This is a genomic window from Auritidibacter sp. NML100628, from assembly GCF_003185985.1.
Lineage (GTDB): Bacteria > Actinomycetota > Actinomycetes > Actinomycetales > Micrococcaceae > Auritidibacter > Auritidibacter ignavus.
In genome coordinates this window covers 18,085-35,798 of sequence record NZ_QHLP01000011.1, presented here as the reverse complement: position 1 = coordinate 35,798, position 17,714 = coordinate 18,085, and the positions used below count along the sequence as shown (strand labels likewise).

Here is a 17,714-nt window from a genome sequence, read left to right as displayed (position 1 = left end):
CTATATGCCCCAAGATCGCGATGTCCCGAAAATTCCAGCAGAGCTAAAAGTCCTCATTACGGCGACCTTCCTCATCGCGATCGGGTTCGGTATCGTTGCCCCGATTCTTCCTTTGTATGCAGAGTCGTTTGGTGTCGGGGCATTTGCGGTCTCAGCCGTGGTGTCTTCCTTTGGTTTGGCACGCCTCCTCTTCGCTCCGGTCTCCGGAAAAGTAACCAGTAGATTTGGTGAACCCTATGTCTACACCACCGGCGTCACCATTGTGGCGCTGTCGATGTTTTTGGTGGCCCTTGCTCAGACCTACCCACAACTTCTCATCTTCCGTGGTTTGGGAGGCATTGGCTCCACCCTCTTTACCGTTTCCGCGATGTCGTATCTGGCCCGTAAGTCTCCCCCAACAATCCGCGGGCGGATCTCTGGCGCATATGCTTCTTCTTTCTTGCTAGGCAATATTTTTGGTCCCATCGTCGGCGGTGCTCTTGCAGGGTTGGGGCCTCGCGCTCCTTTTATCATTTATGGTTGCTCCCTTGTAGTCGCCGCATCGGTCGTCTTCTTCACCCTCACCGGGGTCGGTCGCAGTAAAACGCATCGACCGGCACCAGACGACCGACCGGCGATGAAGCTCAGGCAGGCACTGAACAACAGTTCTTATCGGGCAACGCTGACATCATTTTTTGCTAATGGCTGGTCTGCGTTCGGAGTGCGAAACTCCGTGACTCCCCTCTTTGCCGCCTCGGCCTTCGCGGGAATGACCTTCTTCCTCGACGGTCCGCAAACCGCGGCGGTCGGGTTGTCCTTATTCGCCGTGGGCAACGTGATTGCTGTGACCTTCTCGTCGAGACTCTCCGATCGGATTGGGCGTAAGCCGCTCATTGTCTGCGGATTATTCATCGCTGGCGTGACAACTGGCGTGCTCGGCGTGTTCGTTAACCCTTGGTTATTCTTAGCCCTCAATACCATCGCCGGTGCCGGAACGGGTTTGCTCAACGCTCCACAACAAGCTGCGATTATTGACATTGTGGGTCAAGACAAGAAGGCAGGAACTGTGATGGCGACAGCCCAAATGGCATCCGATGTCGGCGGCATTGCCGGACCGTTATTGGTCGGATTCATTGTCGATGTCGCTGGCTACGCCTGGGGATTTGGCCTCACCGGGGTGATCTTGGTCACCGCGGCACTGGTCTGGACGTTTTCCCCTGAGACAAACGTCCCGATCACTCCGGGAGGCCCCCGGACCGGGTCCTTACCGAAGGTTGATCCGACTCAGTCAGAAGCCACTGTTACGTTTCGTCATGACTCAGACGCTGGCTGATGACCTGGGATACCCCATCTCCACGCATTGACACACCGTAAAGAGCATCGGCGATGTTCATCGTGCGCTGTTGGTGGGTGATAATAATCAGCTGCGAGTCCCGTTGGAGTTCTTTAAAGATCGTCAGCAACCGGGAAAGATTAGCGTCATCCAGCGCAGCTTCTACCTCATCCATCACATAAAAGGGTGAAGGCCGGGCTTTAAAAATCGACACCAGTAGCGCAACGGCGGCTAGCGACCGCTCGCCTCCAGAGAGTAACGATAGCCTCGTGACTTTTTTACCGGCCGGACGGGCATGGACTTCAATGCCCGTTTCCAACATGTTCTCCGGATCGGTCAGGACGAGCGCTCCTTCACCTCCGGGAAAAAGCGTGGAGAAAACATGCTCAAACTGAGCGGAGGTATCCTCGAAGGCTTCTCGAAAGACCCTGAGCACCGTCGCATCGACATCCTCAATAATCTGCAACAGGTCCCTGCGAGAATTCTCTAGGTCCTCCAACTGTTCACTGAGGTATTGGTGTCGTTCCTGCACCGCCGAGTACTCTTCCAAAGCCAGCGGATTGACTTTGCCGAGCGCGCGCAATTCACGCTCGGCCTTCTTCAAGCGTTTCTCCTGTTCGTCTCGACGGTAAGCAGTCGACGATACAGCCTCGTCCTGATCTTGCTGGCCCTCGTTAAATTCGGGGATTGGTTGGTCGGTCCCAAAATTCGCGACCAGATAGTCGTGGGTGTACCCCAAAGTGTCCAGACTTTTTTGTTTGAGTTGCTCGAGCTTAATTTCTTGCTCCTGGCGGGCAAGCTGACGAGCGTGGGTACGTTCTTTGAGTTTCTCGAGATCAGATTGAGCCTGCTGGCGTCGGTGAACCAGAGCTTCCCGACGTTGCTGAGTTTTTTCACGAGTGGCCGCGAACTCTTGCTCATCAACCTCAGCACGACGAACCGAACTACCGATCTTTTCCAGAACTGTATTTACGGCCACGTGGACCTGTTCGAGGTGAGAGACTCGGTGTCGTTGCTGGTGTAGCGCGCGGGAATACTCTTGTTCTGCCAGGTGAGCAGCAGATAGCCTCCGCCGGGCTTGTTCCACGCGTTGTTGTGCCTGTTGTTCAGTCGACTCCTGAGTTCGCAACGCCAGCCGCGCATCCGTTTCAGCCCGTCGAGCTTCGACGGCGCGAGCCTCTGCACGCTCGGCTTCTTGTTCGCTCGGCGAATCTTCTGAGGTGTGCTGTTGCGCTGCTACCTGCTCTGCAGCAACGGCCGTGTCATAGGCCTCCTGATAACCGGTGAGCCGGTCCTGAGCAGTCTGGATTCTATCGGCCAGTTCCTCCAGTTGTTGCTCAGAACGCTTACTATTCTGAACGGTTTGAGCCAAACTAGTCTTGGTTGCAGCCATCCGTTCCCGGTACGTCGTCTCGCCACGCCGAGCTTCATCTGTTCTCTCGCGGATCTCGTTGCGAGCCTGCTCACAGGCACGCACTGCTTCGCGTAGTTGCTCAACCCGTTGCTGTTGTGTCGAAATTTCTGCTTTGAGCCGATTGGCGGTCTTTTCAGCATCGTCGAGGGAACCGCGTGCTTCCACGTGGCTGGTTCCGCCGGCACCGTGGACCTGCACCCACAGGCTCGTCACCAGGTGGCCGGCGCGGGTGGCGATCAGAAAATCGCCACTATTCAAACCCGCCTCGTCTAACCGTTGCATGGCGCGTGCAGCGTCCTCGAGGTCTTCGCACAGCACAACGTGTCCAAAGAGTTCGTGCAGTGTCGCGGTCACGGCGGAACCAACACGCGACTCACGTACGGAGACATGATCCACCGCAGCGCTCAGCCCCTCAGGGAGTTGATGGCCCGTTGAGTCACTTTCCCGGTGGGCGGAGGGAGAGTAAATCCGTGTGGTTTCCACCTCGGCCTGTTGTAATAGTTCCACGGCCACCTTCACAGTTTGCGGGTCGTCGGCCCAGAGCTGTTCGACCGACATCGGTAGCACCGCCGCTATGGCGCGTTCCCACCCGGTTGACACCACAAATTGAGTACTCAGCTCAGTAACGGCCACATTCTTCAAGGACGCCCGAGCCGACCCCTTCTCCGGCTCCAACGAATCCTTCAGGACCTCGATCCGAGCCTGGATAGCACTATACTCACGATTCTGTACGGTCAGGTGCCCCGTCAGCTCGTCGAACTCTGCCCGCTTCTGAGACAACTTCTGGTCAGCTTCTTGGAGCTGGCCTTCCATCTCTGCACGCTGCTGGCCTGCTTCCTCGGCCTGCGTGTGGTATCCAGAAAGTTTGTTTTCCAGCTCTTGAATAGTGTTCTGGCGGTATCCTGTTTCGTCGCTCACGTGCGTCCACTGAGCTTTCAGTGCTTCCAACTCAGCGGTGGCCGTGGCCAGCTTAGCCTCTGCGGAGGCGATAGCGCGGTGGCGTTGGGCTTCTTCCTGGAGTGCATCCGTATATGCTTGCGCGACGATTCGTGCCGCGCGCTCGGCCTCGTCTTTCTCCTGGGTGGCACGCGTCAGGGCCTGCTCGGTTTCTGCTTTCGTCTCACAAATTTGCTGATACTCTTCGGTGGCCTGGTCAAGCTGGGTTTGGGCCTGCTCGGTCGTGGCAGTTGAGGTTTTCATAATCGGTGCCGACGCGGTCCGCAGCCGTTCGTCGGTCACCGACAGCAACGACCGATACCGTTCCTGCAGTCCGTTGAGCCCGTACCGGTGTTCACGAGCCACGGTGGCCGCTTGCATGATGTCGTCGAGTTCTTGGTCCAGCGAAGCGATTTGTTCAGAGACCAGCGCAATGTTCTGTTTGGCGACGGAGAGCTCTTCGTCATGGCCACGATCTTGTTCCACAAGATCTGCCACTACACGAAGTTGCTGTTCAACGTCGTCAGCCAACAGGCGGGCTCGGGCATCACGCACGTCGTACTGGATGCGCTGGGCTTTGCGTGCCGTGTCGGCTTGACGCGAGAGTGGTCCTAGCTGGCGACGGACTTCTTCAGTGAGGTCTCTGACTCGGTCCAGGTTCCCACGCATCGCATCGAGTTTGCGAACCGACCGTTCTTTCCGGCGACGATGCTTCAGAATTCCGGCGGCTTCTTCAATGAACCCCCGTCGCTCCTCCGGTGTGGCATGGAAAATGCGGTCGAGTTGCCCCTGACCGACGATGACATGCATTTCTCGACCGAGCCCCGAGTCACTGAGAAGCTCCTGGATATCGAGCAGTCGGGCCGGTGACCCATTGATTTGGTACTCGGATCCGCCGGCTCGAAACAGGGTGCGGGAAATGGCCACTTCGGAGTATTCAATCGGGAGGGCACCATCAGAATTATCGATGGTCAGGGTCACCTGTGCCCGCCCCAAAGCCTGGCGACCTGAGGTGCCTGCGAAGATGACGTCCTCCATCTTGCCACCGCGCAGGTTCTTCACACCCTGCTCGCCCATCACCCAGGCCAGTGCATCGACAACATTTGATTTCCCCGACCCATTGGGGCCGACGACGGCGGTGATCCCAGGTTCAAATTCGAAAGTAGTTTTGGAAGCGAAGGACTTAAACCCTCGAACCTCGAGCTTTTTCAGATACATTTACACGTCACACCGGACGGCAAATAAGCCCTTATTCACCGAGTCCGTCGTCAAATTGTGGTAAACGAGAGCCCACGCCGAGTAGCTCTGCAATCGCCGAGACAGAACGCGGTGCGGCCCGGCCGTCACCATAGGGGTTTACCGCATTGGCCATCTTGGCGTATGCCTCGTCATTTGTGAGCAACTCGGAGACTTCCTCGACAACGCGCTCTTCGGCGGTACCAATCAGTCGGACGGTTCCGGCGGTCACCGCTTCGGGACGCTCGGTGTTCTCGCGCATCACGAGCACCGGTTTGCCAAGACCTGGTGCTTCTTCCTGAACGCCACCGGAGTCGGTGAGGACGACGGTGCTGAGGTTCATCAAGTGGGTAAATTCCCCGTATGCCAACGGCTCGGTGACGATGACATTTTCTTTGCCTTCCAGGAACGGCAGAATTGCCTCACGCACTACAGGGTTCTTATGGGCTGGCAAAACAATGGTCGCGTCCGGGTGTGAGTCCGACAGTCGTGCCAATGCTCGGCCGACACCGCGCATCGCATCACCCTGGTTCTCACGGCGGTGAGTCGTGACGAGGACGACCTTTCGTCCCTGGTCTACCTGCTCGATCAGTTCTTGCAAAGCAGGTTCACTGAACGGAACACGCTGGTCCACCACTTCAAGCAGGGCATCGATGACCGTGTTACCGGTGACGTAGATATCGTGCGCGTTGACGGCCTCACGGAGGAGGTTATCGCGACTGACCGAGGTCGGTGCTAAGTGAAGAGAAGAAATCTGGGAGGTAATCTTCCGGTTCGCTTCTTCCGGGAACGGGGAAAAGATATTGAAGCTACGGAGCCCGGCTTCGGCATGAACCACTGGCACACCACGGTTGAAGGCGGCAATGGCGCCAGCTGTGGAAGTCGACGTGTCACCTTGGACCACCACGGCATCGGGTTTCTCTTCATCCATGATCGCGTCGAGACCATTGATGGTTTTCGCCATCACCATGTTCAGGGTCTGGCGGGGCTGGATGATATTGAGGTCGTGGTCGGGAGTGATTCCGAAAAGCTCATTCACCTGGTCCAACATTTCCCGGTGTTGTCCAGTGACGGTCACCACACACTCGAATTGATCCGACTCCTGAAGAGCTTTCACAATCGGGGCCATCTTAATCGCTTCGGGGCGGGTGCCGTAGACCGGCATGATTTTCATTATGTCTCTACTCCTACATCACTACGACACAACGACCTCACGCGGCAGTGAGCCGGTGATTTCATTTTAGTATGCCGAGACAACCCTACACAGCTACCACCCTAATCAGCACATTTTCGTTGGGAGGGCCGAGATAAACATATGACCTTTCTCGATATCCTTTCCTTAGTACCCGCATGACTGCACTGTGATCACTGTGATCGCCGACATTCCCCGGGCTAGATACTGATCGCGCTGGTGCTCGGTACCTTTATCACGTTTTGCGGGCTGTCCTTTCTTCTGATGAACGTGAGAACTGTATATCTCCCCGATTCCTCAACGCCAGTAAAAGCGTACCGAGGAGTGTCTTGGTACCAAACTTCGGAGATTTCTGTCCCATCGCGATACAGGTAGAAAGCCCATTCATACTCACTCGGTTCGACACTGGCGAAATCGTTAGCCACAAGTATTCGCCCATGGATACGTTGCACGGTTGTCACTGAACTAGTGGGATCAGGATAAGACAGTGCGGCCGATGATTCACGCAGATCTGTAATCAGCCGAACCTTGGTTCGTGGAGCGGTTTCGTCCGCAGAAAGTCCTGGAACCGATAGGGTCTTCAGTGAGGCGATCTCGGGTGGGGGTGGCGTCACGACATCCAAGGCCGAGGCGACTTTTCCGAGAATGGTTGATCTGTTCAGTATACCCTGCTCCATCGTCCTTAATACTGCTTCATGTTGTTGTTGCAGAGGCTCTTGAAACTGCTCTGGAGCGTGTCCAACGATCGTCGCGAACCCTTCACGGATGAAGAGATCTCCAGCTCGCTGAGCGTTGAATGTGAAGCGCTGCGCGTCTGCCTCATCGCGTCGAATCTGTACGGTTTTGCCACTATCCGCTACATCATACGATTCGCGCCATGAGTCGTCGTCCGGCACCTTTTTCAGCTCTGCAGTGGTGAGACGGCTTGTCCACTGATCACTGTCGAAAGGGTACTTCAGCAACTGGGGCGCCGAAGCCTGGAATATGTCTTTGACCAGCTTGCCTTGGGTTCTTTCGTGGAATTCAGCGAGTCGCGACGCTTGCAAAAAGTAAGGATTAGCCAGTGGAAACAAGGGGACTTCGCGCTTGTCTAAAGCCTGTCGCGTGATACCGAAATGGTACCTATTCCTAGTCCGAAAGTAGTATCCGTCGAGGCGTTGGAACAGGTCGGATCCCCTAGAGCGTTTAAAGGTTCTTTCGAAATGCTCAGCAACTAATGGTTTGAAGTGCTTATTCGCAAGCCGGGGGTAGCTGTGCGCTTGGAGAAAAAAGTTGAAGACCCGCGGGTCCGACATCGATACGCCCTTTCCAAGTTCCCGGAAAACACGGTTAGCCAGACCTTCAGCAGACCCCGGGACGCGAAGTAGCTCTCCTCCACCTCCGCGGATCGTCATCTGGGGAATGGCGTATTCTCCTGAAAAATCGGACAGAAACATCTCGTAGTTGCGATTCGAATCGCGTATTTGATGGGTGAAGACACGCTCACTGAACAATAAGGATAAACCGCACTGTTCAGTAGGGCCCCACCACTCCATGCCGTGATCAGCGCGAATCGCATTGGCGAGCTGAATATCTCGCCCGTAAACCTTACGTTTCTTACCCTCATATCTTCGTGGGTCAAACGTCAAGACCTTGAAGTCTTGATGAGCACCAGTCAGTGTCAGGAGCGCTAGAGCGAGCCGGGAGTCAACGCCTCCGGAAAGGGTGATAACTTTCCGAGCGGACAACGAATTCACTGCAGTCGTCAAGGACTCTCTGGCTAGCTCTATGCCTAACGACACGGCGTCGGTGTAGTCATTGATTGTCTCAGAGCCCCCCAGTGTAACCCGCGGACGGATGGTCGCTTGGCGACCGGTAATCTCGAGGACGCAATCTGGCTCGAGAATATGTATTTGTTCTGCCATGGTCGTCGAGTCACTCATCCCCTCGGCAGTCCGGCCACGACTAGTTAGAGCGGCAACGTATGTACTGAGATTCAGATGAACCGAAACACCGGACTCTCGAAGAGCAACCGCAACGGCGATAAAGCTATCCGACAAGACCACCCCACGCCTAGGGATAATTGCATAAAAGACTGGTCCAAATCCGAAGCGATCGGCAAAAACAAGGTGTTTCACTCCTGACAACAGGTGTCGAGAACTAGCTATGGCTAGCCATTCCCCAGGAGCATCACGCAAGTCGGCAATCGTGAGATTCTCGGGGTGAGCGAACCCAAATTCTCCCCGGCAAAGCTGTTTGCCTGTCAAAGCAAGTCCACCGAACTCCGCAACCTTCGTATTTGGCTTCCACTTACCCGGGACCGCACTTTCTTCGATGGTCCGAGCTCGGGTATCAATCAGCACAGCGCGAACGACGGATGAGGACTGAGAATTCATGGTTGCCTTCTGAACGACAGCTCGGGGGTATATCGACTGGGCACAACCATCTGTGGCCGTAGCTTCACTCAATGGCTGGTTTGACCCGGCATCCCTACAAAACTATCAGCTTCGGCGAATACCTCAGCTTATCTGCACGGGTGATCCTCGTTCTGCCATTTACCTCCCAGTTCGGACGACCCTCCTAGCATCTGGCAAGATCGTTTCGCCGTGGCGATACAATGTAGTCTCAATGTGAAGGTGCAGATTCCCTGCAACGGCACAAAGAAGACCTCTTGATGCCGTTGTATGTGGAGGAGCAGGAAAGGCTGTAGCGAGAAGTATGGCGTCTACCAACGACAAGGAAGCGGGTCATCCACAAACCGCTGAGTTCGTTTCGGCCGTAAAAGATTCGTATCCAGGTGTAGACAAGCTCACTCCCATCGGAGGGCGTCCTGGAATCGGAAAGTATATTCGTCAGCTATGGCAACGGCGTCACTTCATTTGGCGTCAGTCGCGAGGCCGCGTTGTTACGGGCAACGACGACGCCAAGCTGGGGCCACTTTGGTTGGTTCTTCGCCCAACTCTCGACGCAGCTTTCTACTGGATTATCTTCGGGCTGTTGTTGCAATTCGATCGGGGCATGGACAACTTTGTGGCCTTTGTCATTATTGGTGTCTTCATGTTCCAGATGACCGGTAGTGCCTTGGGAACCGGTAGCAAGGTGATCGCGTCGTCTCGCTCACTGATACGGGCTTTCAAGTTCCCGCGGATGGCGCTGCCTTTAGGAGAGGCTCTCTACGATTTGTTGCAAAGAGGCCCGGCCTTTTTGATGATGTTCTTGATCATCATGGCTATCCCTCCCCACGAACTTCCAGAGTGGAGTTGGCTCCTCTTCCCCATCATTCTGCTCATTCACGTCGTCCTAAATTTTGGCATCACGCTACTTGTTGCTCGGCTGGCGGTCGTTTTCCCTGACCTGAGTAAGGTGATTCCTTTTCTAACTCGCCTGCTCATGTACGGCTCTGGAGTGATCTTTCCGATCACCCGGTTTACGACTAGATATCCAACGTTGGAAGCCATAATCGAGCTGAATCCGATCTACACCGTCTTACTGATGTACCGCGAAATACTCATTGATGGCACGGTGCCAGCAGTCGAGCATTGGTTGGTTCTCTGCGGTTGGGCCGTTGTGTTGTTTGTCGCTGGGTTTCTAGTGTTTTGGCAAGGAGAGGAATCTTATGGTCGCGAACGAAACGTCTAAGCCTAAGAACTCTCCCACCCCGGAACCGGACGAGAGCGAGGACACCATTTCACCAACCACGACAGAGCTCGGAGAGCTCACGATGCTCGCCACAGACATTGAGCTCACTTACCGCGTGCGGATTTTAGATGAAGGCAAAGAGCGCGGATTAATTCAGTCACGCGGCAAGAAGACATCGTTTCAGGCGCTGAAAGGGATCTCGCTGGCAGCGCGCGAAGGTGAATTCATTGGGCTCGTAGGGCGAAACGGGTCGGGTAAAAGTACCTTGCTCAGGGTTCTCGCCGGTGTCGAGACTCCGAACTCAGGCCAGGTCGTGGCACGCTCCACACCGCAGCTACTGGGTGTTGGCGCCGCACTCTTGCCGAACCTCACCGGTATCGACAATATTCGTATCGGACTATTGGCCATGGGACTCACACCGGCACAGGTCGAAGAGAAAGTGCCCGAGGTTGTCGAACTGGCAGACATTGGTGACTTCGTACGGATGCCGATGCGTACCTACTCGTCCGGTATGGGAGCTCGGCTCCGTTTCTCGATCTCTGTGTCGGCAGACCCGGATATCTTGATGATCGATGAGGCCCTTTCCACCGGTGACGATGCCTTCCGACAACGCTCGAATCAGGCCATGAAGGACTTGATCGCCCGCTCCGGTACGGGATTCCTCGTTAACCACTCGCCCTCTGCAATTCGTGAAATGTGTACTCGAGTCATCTGGCTCGATAAGGGTGCAGTTGTCGAAGATGGCGAACCTGACGAGGTGATGAAGCACTACAGCTATTTCATGAATGCGTTGCGGCGCCACGGCGAAAATGTCGCCCAGGGTGTGAAGGAAAAGCACATGCAGACATTCCAGGATCGGATTGACGACATTGTGGAAGACGGCCAGCCATCATAACGAGGCCATACCTCATGGCGTCCTGTCATCTTTAGCCTAAACGCACTTCTGCCCCTCCCAACGATGTACTGGGAGGGGCAGAGATATGCGGGACCTTACGGGTTTTAGCTCTCAATCAACCGCAAGATTTTTCCTGAGATGACTCCTGGACGGAAATGCTTATGCATATAGTCACGAACTGCATATGACTCGTCGAGCAGAGCCTGGGGATCTGCGGCCAGCGACCGAATTCGCTGGACAGCGCTGTCGATATCGTCAACAAGCCACCGTGTTCCATATACTTGCTCTGCTCCAGCCCAAGGTAGGATCACCGGAACACAGCCCGCAGCCCCTCCTTCAGCAACCACCTGATGAGTTCCTTCATGATCACTCGTCGACAGAATGAAACCGGGGACGGTGGTATACCATTCTGCAAGGTCAGGACTGTGGCCATCAAATACTACAGCGTCTTTTAACACCGGTGAGGATTCGATCCGCTCATAAACCCTCTGGAAGTACTCCTGTTCTGCGGGTCTATCCTGCAACCAGGGATACTCCGTATATTCTTTCCCTTTGACGATCAGCTTATACTCTTGGTCCTTAGATGCGAGTTGCTCGATGATGTCCAAAGCTCGATCGAACCGTTTGGACTGCGGAACAGACCCGACAAAGCCGATATTCTTCGGGTTAATCTCGCTTCTATAGGTGAGAAATCGGCCCATATCGAACGTATTGCCGATGACGAAGCTCTTAGACGTCGGAATACCATAGCGAACCTGCGCCCTGCGCATCCCTACCGGCGAGACGAAAATAAACGCATCAACATTTTTGAGGATTGCTTGGTCTAGAAACTTCGTTCTCAGTTCCTGGGCATGCACCCTCGTGATGAGTTTTTGTCCCGGAAGCTTATTCTGGCTGTACCACACCAGATTGCCCAGCGACCACTCACAAAAGATCACGTCAGCGCCATCGAGAAGACGTCGACTTTGTTGTTCATCATGGATGCTATGGCCACCCCATCGGTCAATTCGGACACGGTGGCCCGCCTTTTGGATACCATTCATGATCTCGATAAAGAACTTAAAATCGTGTCCAGCGATAAGGACGGTTTGCGAGCTCTCATCAGGACCAGCGAGGGAAACGTTCCTAGCAGAACTAGTAGTAACTGCTGTTTTCGTTGAGTCTACTTGCTCTTTTTTGTCTCTGACAATCTGCCATGCGAAAACGTCCTCGTCGTCGAGAGTAGGAGTTTCACCCTCTAAAATTTGCGCGTAAGTGTCGCGTTCGAAGAGAACAAGCCTACTGTTGATGGCTGCCGAACACGTGGCAACGGGGACAAATAGGTTTCCCGGCGACCAAGACACAGCCTGCTTTCCGACGGCCTTCCAATCGCCGAAGGTTAGGCCGTTGAGAAGGTCTTCCACATCGTTTCGGCTCAAGGTCCCGATGGAATTGGCCGCCTTAACGACATGTCGAATGTCGTACTCGCGCAATGCGTCCATCTTCGACTGTGCCGTGGGCGCTACAACGACTTGGCCAGCGACTTCTTGACCGTCGAATTCTTCGTCAAGCAAATACATGTCAGGACGTACTGACTGCTTCTCGAACTCGGGGATATCACTCGCCGAGCACTCCACGGCAAAGGGATGCAGCTTGGGAGCTCTTACGAGGAACCCAGCGACGCGCATCATGTACACCAAACGATGGGCGCACGTGTGGGCCTCGTAAACATGTCGCAAGGCCTTCCACAAATCCTTGTGCCGGGCTTCCTCGGACGATTTCCAGCGTTTCAAGACACTATTGGCTTCGTCGGGATTTTCAACGGTGGGGACTGTACCCGCGAAAGTTTCATCGACACCACGACCAGGCGAGCTAAGAACGCTTGACCCGGATGCAGTAATCTCCACAACTCGGCGCGAAAACATCGAGGGAGAATCCACAACAGAGTTCCCGTTGAGATGGATCGGGTGTGCTTTATAGGCCTGGCACATCTCGGGGTAGCTCAAACTCTGTCGAGCGTAGCGACGGAAGCGATCTGGAAGCCGATAGGGCGAATTCGGGTCGTTATGCACCCGCTCATAGATAGCCAGCCCGTACGGAGCTGATTCGTAGAAGAGAAAGTCAAGGCCCTGCTTTCGTGTGGCATATTTGTCGCCATAATACGTGCCACCGTAGGCAATGGTGTCTTCGCGTTCACGAGTGCTCGGCAACGGATTGTGCAGTATTGGTTGAGCTGCGAAAGGCGCCGACGCGACGGCCGAAATGCGGTTATCTGGTTCAGCGTTATAGTCGACAATCGTGCGCGCATCAGTAGTAAACACGTAGTCACACCGAGCAGCCGTACGCTTAAAGCGGTTGTAATGAACTGGATCTTCCTTATTCCAGAACATCACGGGAATGCCGTGTTCTTGGGCATGATCAATCAGGTTAGCAATTGGCGCGTGACTCGTGTCGTCGTAGTATCCGATGATGCCTTCCCACGCTTTGTCGTTACCCTGCCAGGCAGACTCAATGAAGACAGCATCAATGTCGTTGTGAGCGAACTGTTCCCGCCAGTCATCGGGCGTGACCCGAATCGCTGTCAGCTCGGGTAGGAACGTCTCGGAGGTAAACGTATCACCAATGAAGGCAACGGTGTAGGAATCCAACGGCCGTTCAGAAGAGCTCTTCGCTAGTTGCGATTGACTTCTCAAAAGCTCTTGGAGCGCAGACCAGTAGATCTCACCTGTCTGCTTCCACGTGCGGTTTTCTCTTACCCAGCGACGAGCGCGTACACCGAGCTGGTCTCTAAGTTCCGGGTTTCGGATGAGCCGGTGCAACTGTTCCTTCAGTTCAGGGACACTATCCTTCGCGAAGCTCAAAGCCCGTGATTTATCTTCGTCTGTACCGTAGAAAGCTCTGTGTGGCGAGACATCAGACAACACCACCGAACGCCCCACGGCCATAGCTTCCAAAGGCTTGAGCGGAGAAACAAGCTCAGTGACTGGCAACGATTTCCGGGCTAGCGGGAAAATGTCGATGCTCGACAGATAAGTCGGCATGTTGGCATTCGGTATGCCCTCGAGGTACCTGGTGCGAGGTTCTAAACCAGCCTCGGATACACGTTTCTTGAGTTCGGGCAGATAAGATCCACCACCAATGACCAAGAAGTTGAATTCATCTCCCTCTTCTTGAATAGCGGAGAGTGCGTCAACCACCAGATCAAGCCCTTCGTACTCGGTGACGCTACCGGCGAAGCCAACAACAGGCAGTTCAGGCTGGGAGAATCCGAGCTTCTTGAGCAGTTGGAGATCTTTACCTTGAGGAAAGAACTTATCGATATCCACCGAGTTTGCAGCAACGGAAATGTTGTCCCCGTTGACTCCACGTTCGACAAGATCGTCTTTCATTTCTTCTGTGATGACCACGACGTGGTCAGCCTCGCTGGCAACTTGAAACTCAAGCCGGCGGTCAAGTGCGTACTTTTCAGATCCGGCCCACGCTGGGTTCTTAGACGCCGCTGTGACTTCCCAGAAGCCTCTCATTTCGTAGACAAAGGGCACCCCGAGTCGGCGTGCAGCCATCAGGGCCGGAAGCGCAGTGAGGTAATTTGACGCTGACACAATCACCTCAGGCTTGTCGATCATGGCCTCGCGTACGTAAGCGTCTGCGCTGACTTGCAAGAAAACGCCAATGTCGCCTTCCCAGCTTTTGAGTCCGGGGTTGTGAACATAATGGACACCATTGATCTGTTGCTGATAGCGACGCTTTTCTTGAGGAACTTTAAAGCCTGTCGACGGGCGCCTATCCCACGGTTTACCAGGCAGTGGGGCGACAATGACGTCAGCGCCTTGCAACTGGAGCCCCTGTGCAATCCCCTGGGTTCTGGTCGTGTAGCCATTGCTATTGGACACGGGCGAAATGCCAACCGCATAGAGAATCCGATTCTGAACCGGCAAATAATTGCACGTATAGTGCTTCTGAGGTAGCTCGACAGGCTTGTCAAGTAACTTATGCAAGGACCGAACACGCTGAACAAATTTTTTCTCTCCATCGCCCAGCACGGCGCTTTCTGGAACACTGTCGAGGATACTGTTCGCTTCAGAGATGTTCCCTTGGACGTTCAAGACCTTATTTGCATAGGGCAATGCGTTCTTCACCGTAGGCTTTTTCTGAAACCGGTCTCTCAGGCTTTCCAGGGATTCTTTCGAGGAGAGATTGCTGGCTGCTGTCGGCAATACCCTTCCTCGGACATCACCTGCGCGCCGAACAGAGTTTCTCGTCAAGCGCACGACCTTTGCATTAAGGCGCCGGAGGAACATAACCATCACGAATGCCAAGAGCGCCAATAGCCAGAATAGAGCAACAACCAAGATTGCCAGGTCTATAAAAAATGCCAAGACAGTTGCAGCAACCGCCACCAAACCAAAGAAACCAACAACAAGCTGTTGCTTACGACTAAACCGTCTGAACAAACCAAGCATAATAACTTTTCAGCTCTCCACAATTATTTAGTACAGGTATATATCAGTCGTTACTTCGCGAGTCGCTGCGGAAAATTCCACTTGAAGGACGTCCGCTGGTTTATGAACACCATTCTTGGGAAAATACCAGCCCTGAATATCAGGGGTCTCTTCGCCTCGGCGTTGAACAATTTTGAGATCGCCTTCCGAACGTAATCTCAGGTGCCCAAGATTTTCGTTCGACGCGTTCTGGATGACCACGGTATCGCCCGATGGCCTGGCTCTGACATCGGGTCCGAAATGCCATAGCAACGTGTACTGATGGAGATCAGCAGACTCAATCGTATCGATAATCCGTACGTGGCGTTTGGCATCATTCGGCTGATCGTCTTGTGGTTGAACGGTCACTCTGCGACTATGCTTGACGCCCTCGTAGCGGTGGTTGAAGCCTTTGACGTCGAACATCCCCTGTTGCTCGACTTGCTGTAGCCCTACCTTGTCCATTTTTGTGGGGTCGATACGAGGTAGTCCTTCGCCATCCACGATAAGCGTATTGTGAGCGAAACTAGAGAAAGCATAAATAGTATACGGATCAGACATCTCGTACCCATTAGGGCCTGCTTCCCTGAGAATCTCGAGCCCTTTGTAGACGAGGTATACGCTCAGCTCATCGCTGTGTTTGTGGTAGTCGGAGTTATAAGCGGCTACGAAATGCAGATACAAAGAATCAAGATCTCGCCAGTCTTCACGAAATATTGCCACACCAGCTTCATCGGCAATGAACCGGTCGAAATCGGGCGGAGTGCCAAGTGCACCTTGGGTCAACGCATACCTATATGAGTCCGAGTTATAGACCCGACCATATCCTCTACCAAGAACCGGCCCAGGCGGGGTGTCGCTGACAGGCGCAAAGGAGCCCAAGGGGCTGATGGTTGCGATTGCGTATCTTTCAGAGGCTTTGAAGACTTCTCGTAAGGATTGTTCCGTCGTCGACGCTTGCTGGCCTTGTAATTGGTTGTATTCTTTCAGATGGCGACTCACGATGACGTGGTAGTCGGGGGACTGTTCCTTATGCACTCCTTCGGCCGTGTAACTGCTCTTGAAGTAGGCAGTCAATCGCCCGAACGCTAAATCATATAAACCTTCGTTGTCGTCAATGTAGCTACTGGCGAGCATCAAGGCGAGGTCCTGGAACATCCCGTGGTTCGTTCCGGCGCTATGGAATTCGTCTTGTACCAAAAGATCAACGCCTTCGCGAATAATGTCCTTCACGAAAGTCTGATCCGAGGCGCTGAGCAAAGGACCGTAGTCGTCCAGCAGACAGCACAACGCGATAGTTCGTTGAGCAGTGGACTCATCGTGGTACGACATTGGAATCCGGGAAGGAGGTAACCCCACTACGTCACGCCAGGTATGGAGTAGCCATATTAACTTTTCCGCAATAGCATCGTCTAAATCGATATGAAACGGGCGAAGATAATAATAAAAAAGCCAACCGTGCATTTGCCGAGCCAGACTACGGGTACGTCGGTGACGCCACACCTGACCATCCTCAAGTCGCAAGGTCTGTCGTGGTTGGATAGTCATCAGGTCACGGTCAACAAAACGCGAGCGCGCGTCGCGCATGGCGAGCATGTTGCGTTTCGGAAATAAATAGTCCAGTGTCATCTGTCACCCTTCTGTCGGTTCGGTCGCCAACGGAGGGTGCTTAACAACGGACTCAACGATGTCTTCGACCCCGTAAGATGCTTTCCAACCCAGTTCTTCGCGAATTTTATCGACGTTGGCAGTTACTGTCGCCGCGTCCCCATCGCGTGGAGGCGCGATCTGATACTCCAGGTCAACCCCTGGAACTCTCTGGAATGCATGGACGATATCCAGAACACTACTTCCGATACCTGTGCCTACGTTATATGTATAGACCCCTGTCGCATTCGGCTGGCCAAGTGCGTCAAGGGCGACAATATGTGCATCGACAAGATCTTCTATATGCACATAATCCCGAATGCAGGTGCCGTCAGGAGTGGGATAGGCATCTCCGTAGACTGAAACCACACCGTGGCTCGTCAGCATATTGCGGATAGCAGGCATGAGGTTCGTGGTGGTGGTGTCAGCAAGTTCTGAACTCGTCGCGCCAGCGACGTTGAAATAGCGTAAAGCCACGGCGGACAGCCCCCACGCCCGTTCCGCGTTGTGGAGAGATTGCTCGTTGATGAGCTTGGTCTGGCCATAGGAGTTGATGGGATGACAGGCAGTGTTTTCGAACACTTCCGACTCGCATGGTTGTCCATACACCGAAGCGGACGAAGAGAAAACGATCTTCTGAACGGCTGAGTCTCTCATAGCACTCAACAGATTGACGAGCCCACCGATATTATTTCGAAAATACATCTCGGGTTGCTCGACGGACTCGTTGACAGCCTTCTTCGCCGCAAAATGCACCACGGCGTCAATTTGATGGTCCGAAAGAATCTTGCTGAGCTGCTCAACAGCCTTATCGGCCGACAGATCGAGTTGATATAACGGCACATCCGAGGGCACGCGCCTCTGAAGCCCCGTGGAGAGGTCATCGACCACGGCAATATCGTAAGCTCCCAGCTCGAGAGCCCGGGAGACGAAATGGCCACCGATGTAGCCGGCCCCGCCCGTCACTAAAAGTCGCATTTCCCTCTCCTCGACTCCTTGTCCTC

9 protein-coding genes are annotated in these 17,714 nt (G+C 54.2%); 3 read left to right on the top strand and 6 right to left on the bottom strand.

The genetic code is table 11. The features are described 5' to 3' along the window. Window positions 1-4: 4 nt before the first annotated feature. On the top strand, window positions 5-1,312 hold the full coding sequence (locus DCC24_RS08370) for an MFS transporter (RefSeq protein WP_110099477.1): 1,308 nt from the start codon (window positions 5-7) through the stop codon (window positions 1,310-1,312). On the opposite strand, the gene smc is transcribed toward DCC24_RS08370, so the two are convergent. The 3 genes from smc to DCC24_RS08355 form a co-directional block, all read right to left on the bottom strand. Further along, on the bottom strand, window positions 1,281-4,880 hold the full coding sequence (gene smc / locus DCC24_RS08365) for a chromosome segregation protein SMC (protein WP_110099476.1): 3,600 nt from the start codon (window positions 4,878-4,880) through the stop codon (window positions 1,281-1,283). The two genes, DCC24_RS08370 and smc, sit on opposite strands and share 32 nt — an antisense overlap. A 31-nt stretch (window positions 4,881-4,911) precedes the next feature. After that, on the bottom strand, window positions 4,912-6,075 hold the full coding sequence (wecB, locus tag DCC24_RS08360) for a non-hydrolyzing UDP-N-acetylglucosamine 2-epimerase (protein WP_110099475.1): 1,164 nt from the start codon (window positions 6,073-6,075) through the stop codon (window positions 4,912-4,914). Between the two features lie 215 nt (window positions 6,076-6,290). Beyond that, window positions 6,291-7,718: a hypothetical protein gene (locus tag DCC24_RS08355; RefSeq protein ID WP_146206307.1), complete on the bottom strand. Its 1,428-nt coding sequence runs from the start codon at window positions 7,716-7,718 to the stop codon at window positions 6,291-6,293. Window positions 7,719-8,787: 1,069 nt separating this feature from the next. Here DCC24_RS08355 and DCC24_RS08350 point away from each other — a divergent pair. Both DCC24_RS08350 and DCC24_RS08345 read left to right on the top strand, forming a co-directional pair. Next, the gene (locus tag DCC24_RS08350) at window positions 8,788-9,708 is read left to right on the top strand and encodes an ABC transporter permease (RefSeq protein WP_110099473.1); all 921 of its coding nucleotides are present in this window, start codon (window positions 8,788-8,790) and stop codon (window positions 9,706-9,708) included. Then, a complete protein-coding gene (locus tag DCC24_RS08345) occupies window positions 9,686-10,603 on the top strand; it encodes an ABC transporter ATP-binding protein (protein ID WP_110099472.1) in 918 nt (305 codons plus the stop codon). Before DCC24_RS08350 ends, DCC24_RS08345 begins: the two co-directional genes overlap by 23 nt. Before the next feature lie 104 nt (window positions 10,604-10,707). Here the strand turns inward: DCC24_RS08345 and DCC24_RS08340 are convergent, their stop codons facing one another. Genes DCC24_RS08340 through galE form a run of 3 tightly spaced genes read right to left on the bottom strand, consistent with a single transcriptional unit; the run spans window position 10,708 to window position 17,688 of the window. Next, complete coding sequence (locus tag DCC24_RS08340) at window positions 10,708-15,045, bottom strand: glycosyltransferase (protein ID WP_110099471.1); 4,338 nt, start codon at window positions 15,043-15,045, stop codon at window positions 10,708-10,710. A gap of 27 nt (window positions 15,046-15,072) precedes the next feature. Then, window positions 15,073-16,692: a heparinase II/III family protein gene (locus DCC24_RS08335; RefSeq protein ID WP_110099470.1), complete on the bottom strand. Its 1,620-nt coding sequence runs from the start codon at window positions 16,690-16,692 to the stop codon at window positions 15,073-15,075. A 3-nt stretch (window positions 16,693-16,695) separates the two neighbouring features. Further along, a complete protein-coding gene (gene galE, locus DCC24_RS08330; protein WP_110099469.1) occupies window positions 16,696-17,688 on the bottom strand; it encodes a UDP-glucose 4-epimerase GalE in 993 nt (330 codons plus the stop codon). Window positions 17,689-17,714 lie beyond the last annotated feature (26 nt).

Excerpts from the sequence above, each read along its gene's own strand:
- DCC24_RS08345 (WP_110099472.1), top strand. The coding sequence starts at position 9,686 with ATGGTCGCGAACGAAACGTCTAAGCCTAAGAACTCTCCCACCCCGGAA.
- DCC24_RS08370 (WP_110099477.1), top strand. The coding sequence starts at position 5 with ATGCCCCAAGATCGCGATGTCCCGAAAATTCCAGCAGAGCTAAAAGTC.
- DCC24_RS08335 (WP_110099470.1), bottom strand. The coding sequence starts at position 16,692 with ATGACACTGGACTATTTATTTCCGAAACGCAACATGCTCGCCATGCGC.
- smc (WP_110099476.1), bottom strand. The coding sequence starts at position 4,880 with ATGTATCTGAAAAAGCTCGAGGTTCGAGGGTTTAAGTCCTTCGCTTCC.
- galE (WP_110099469.1), bottom strand. The coding sequence starts at position 17,688 with ATGCGACTTTTAGTGACGGGCGGGGCCGGCTACATCGGTGGCCATTTC.
- DCC24_RS08350 (WP_110099473.1), top strand. The coding sequence starts at position 8,788 with ATGGCGTCTACCAACGACAAGGAAGCGGGTCATCCACAAACCGCTGAG.
- DCC24_RS08340 (WP_110099471.1), bottom strand. The coding sequence starts at position 15,045 with ATGCTTGGTTTGTTCAGACGGTTTAGTCGTAAGCAACAGCTTGTTGTT.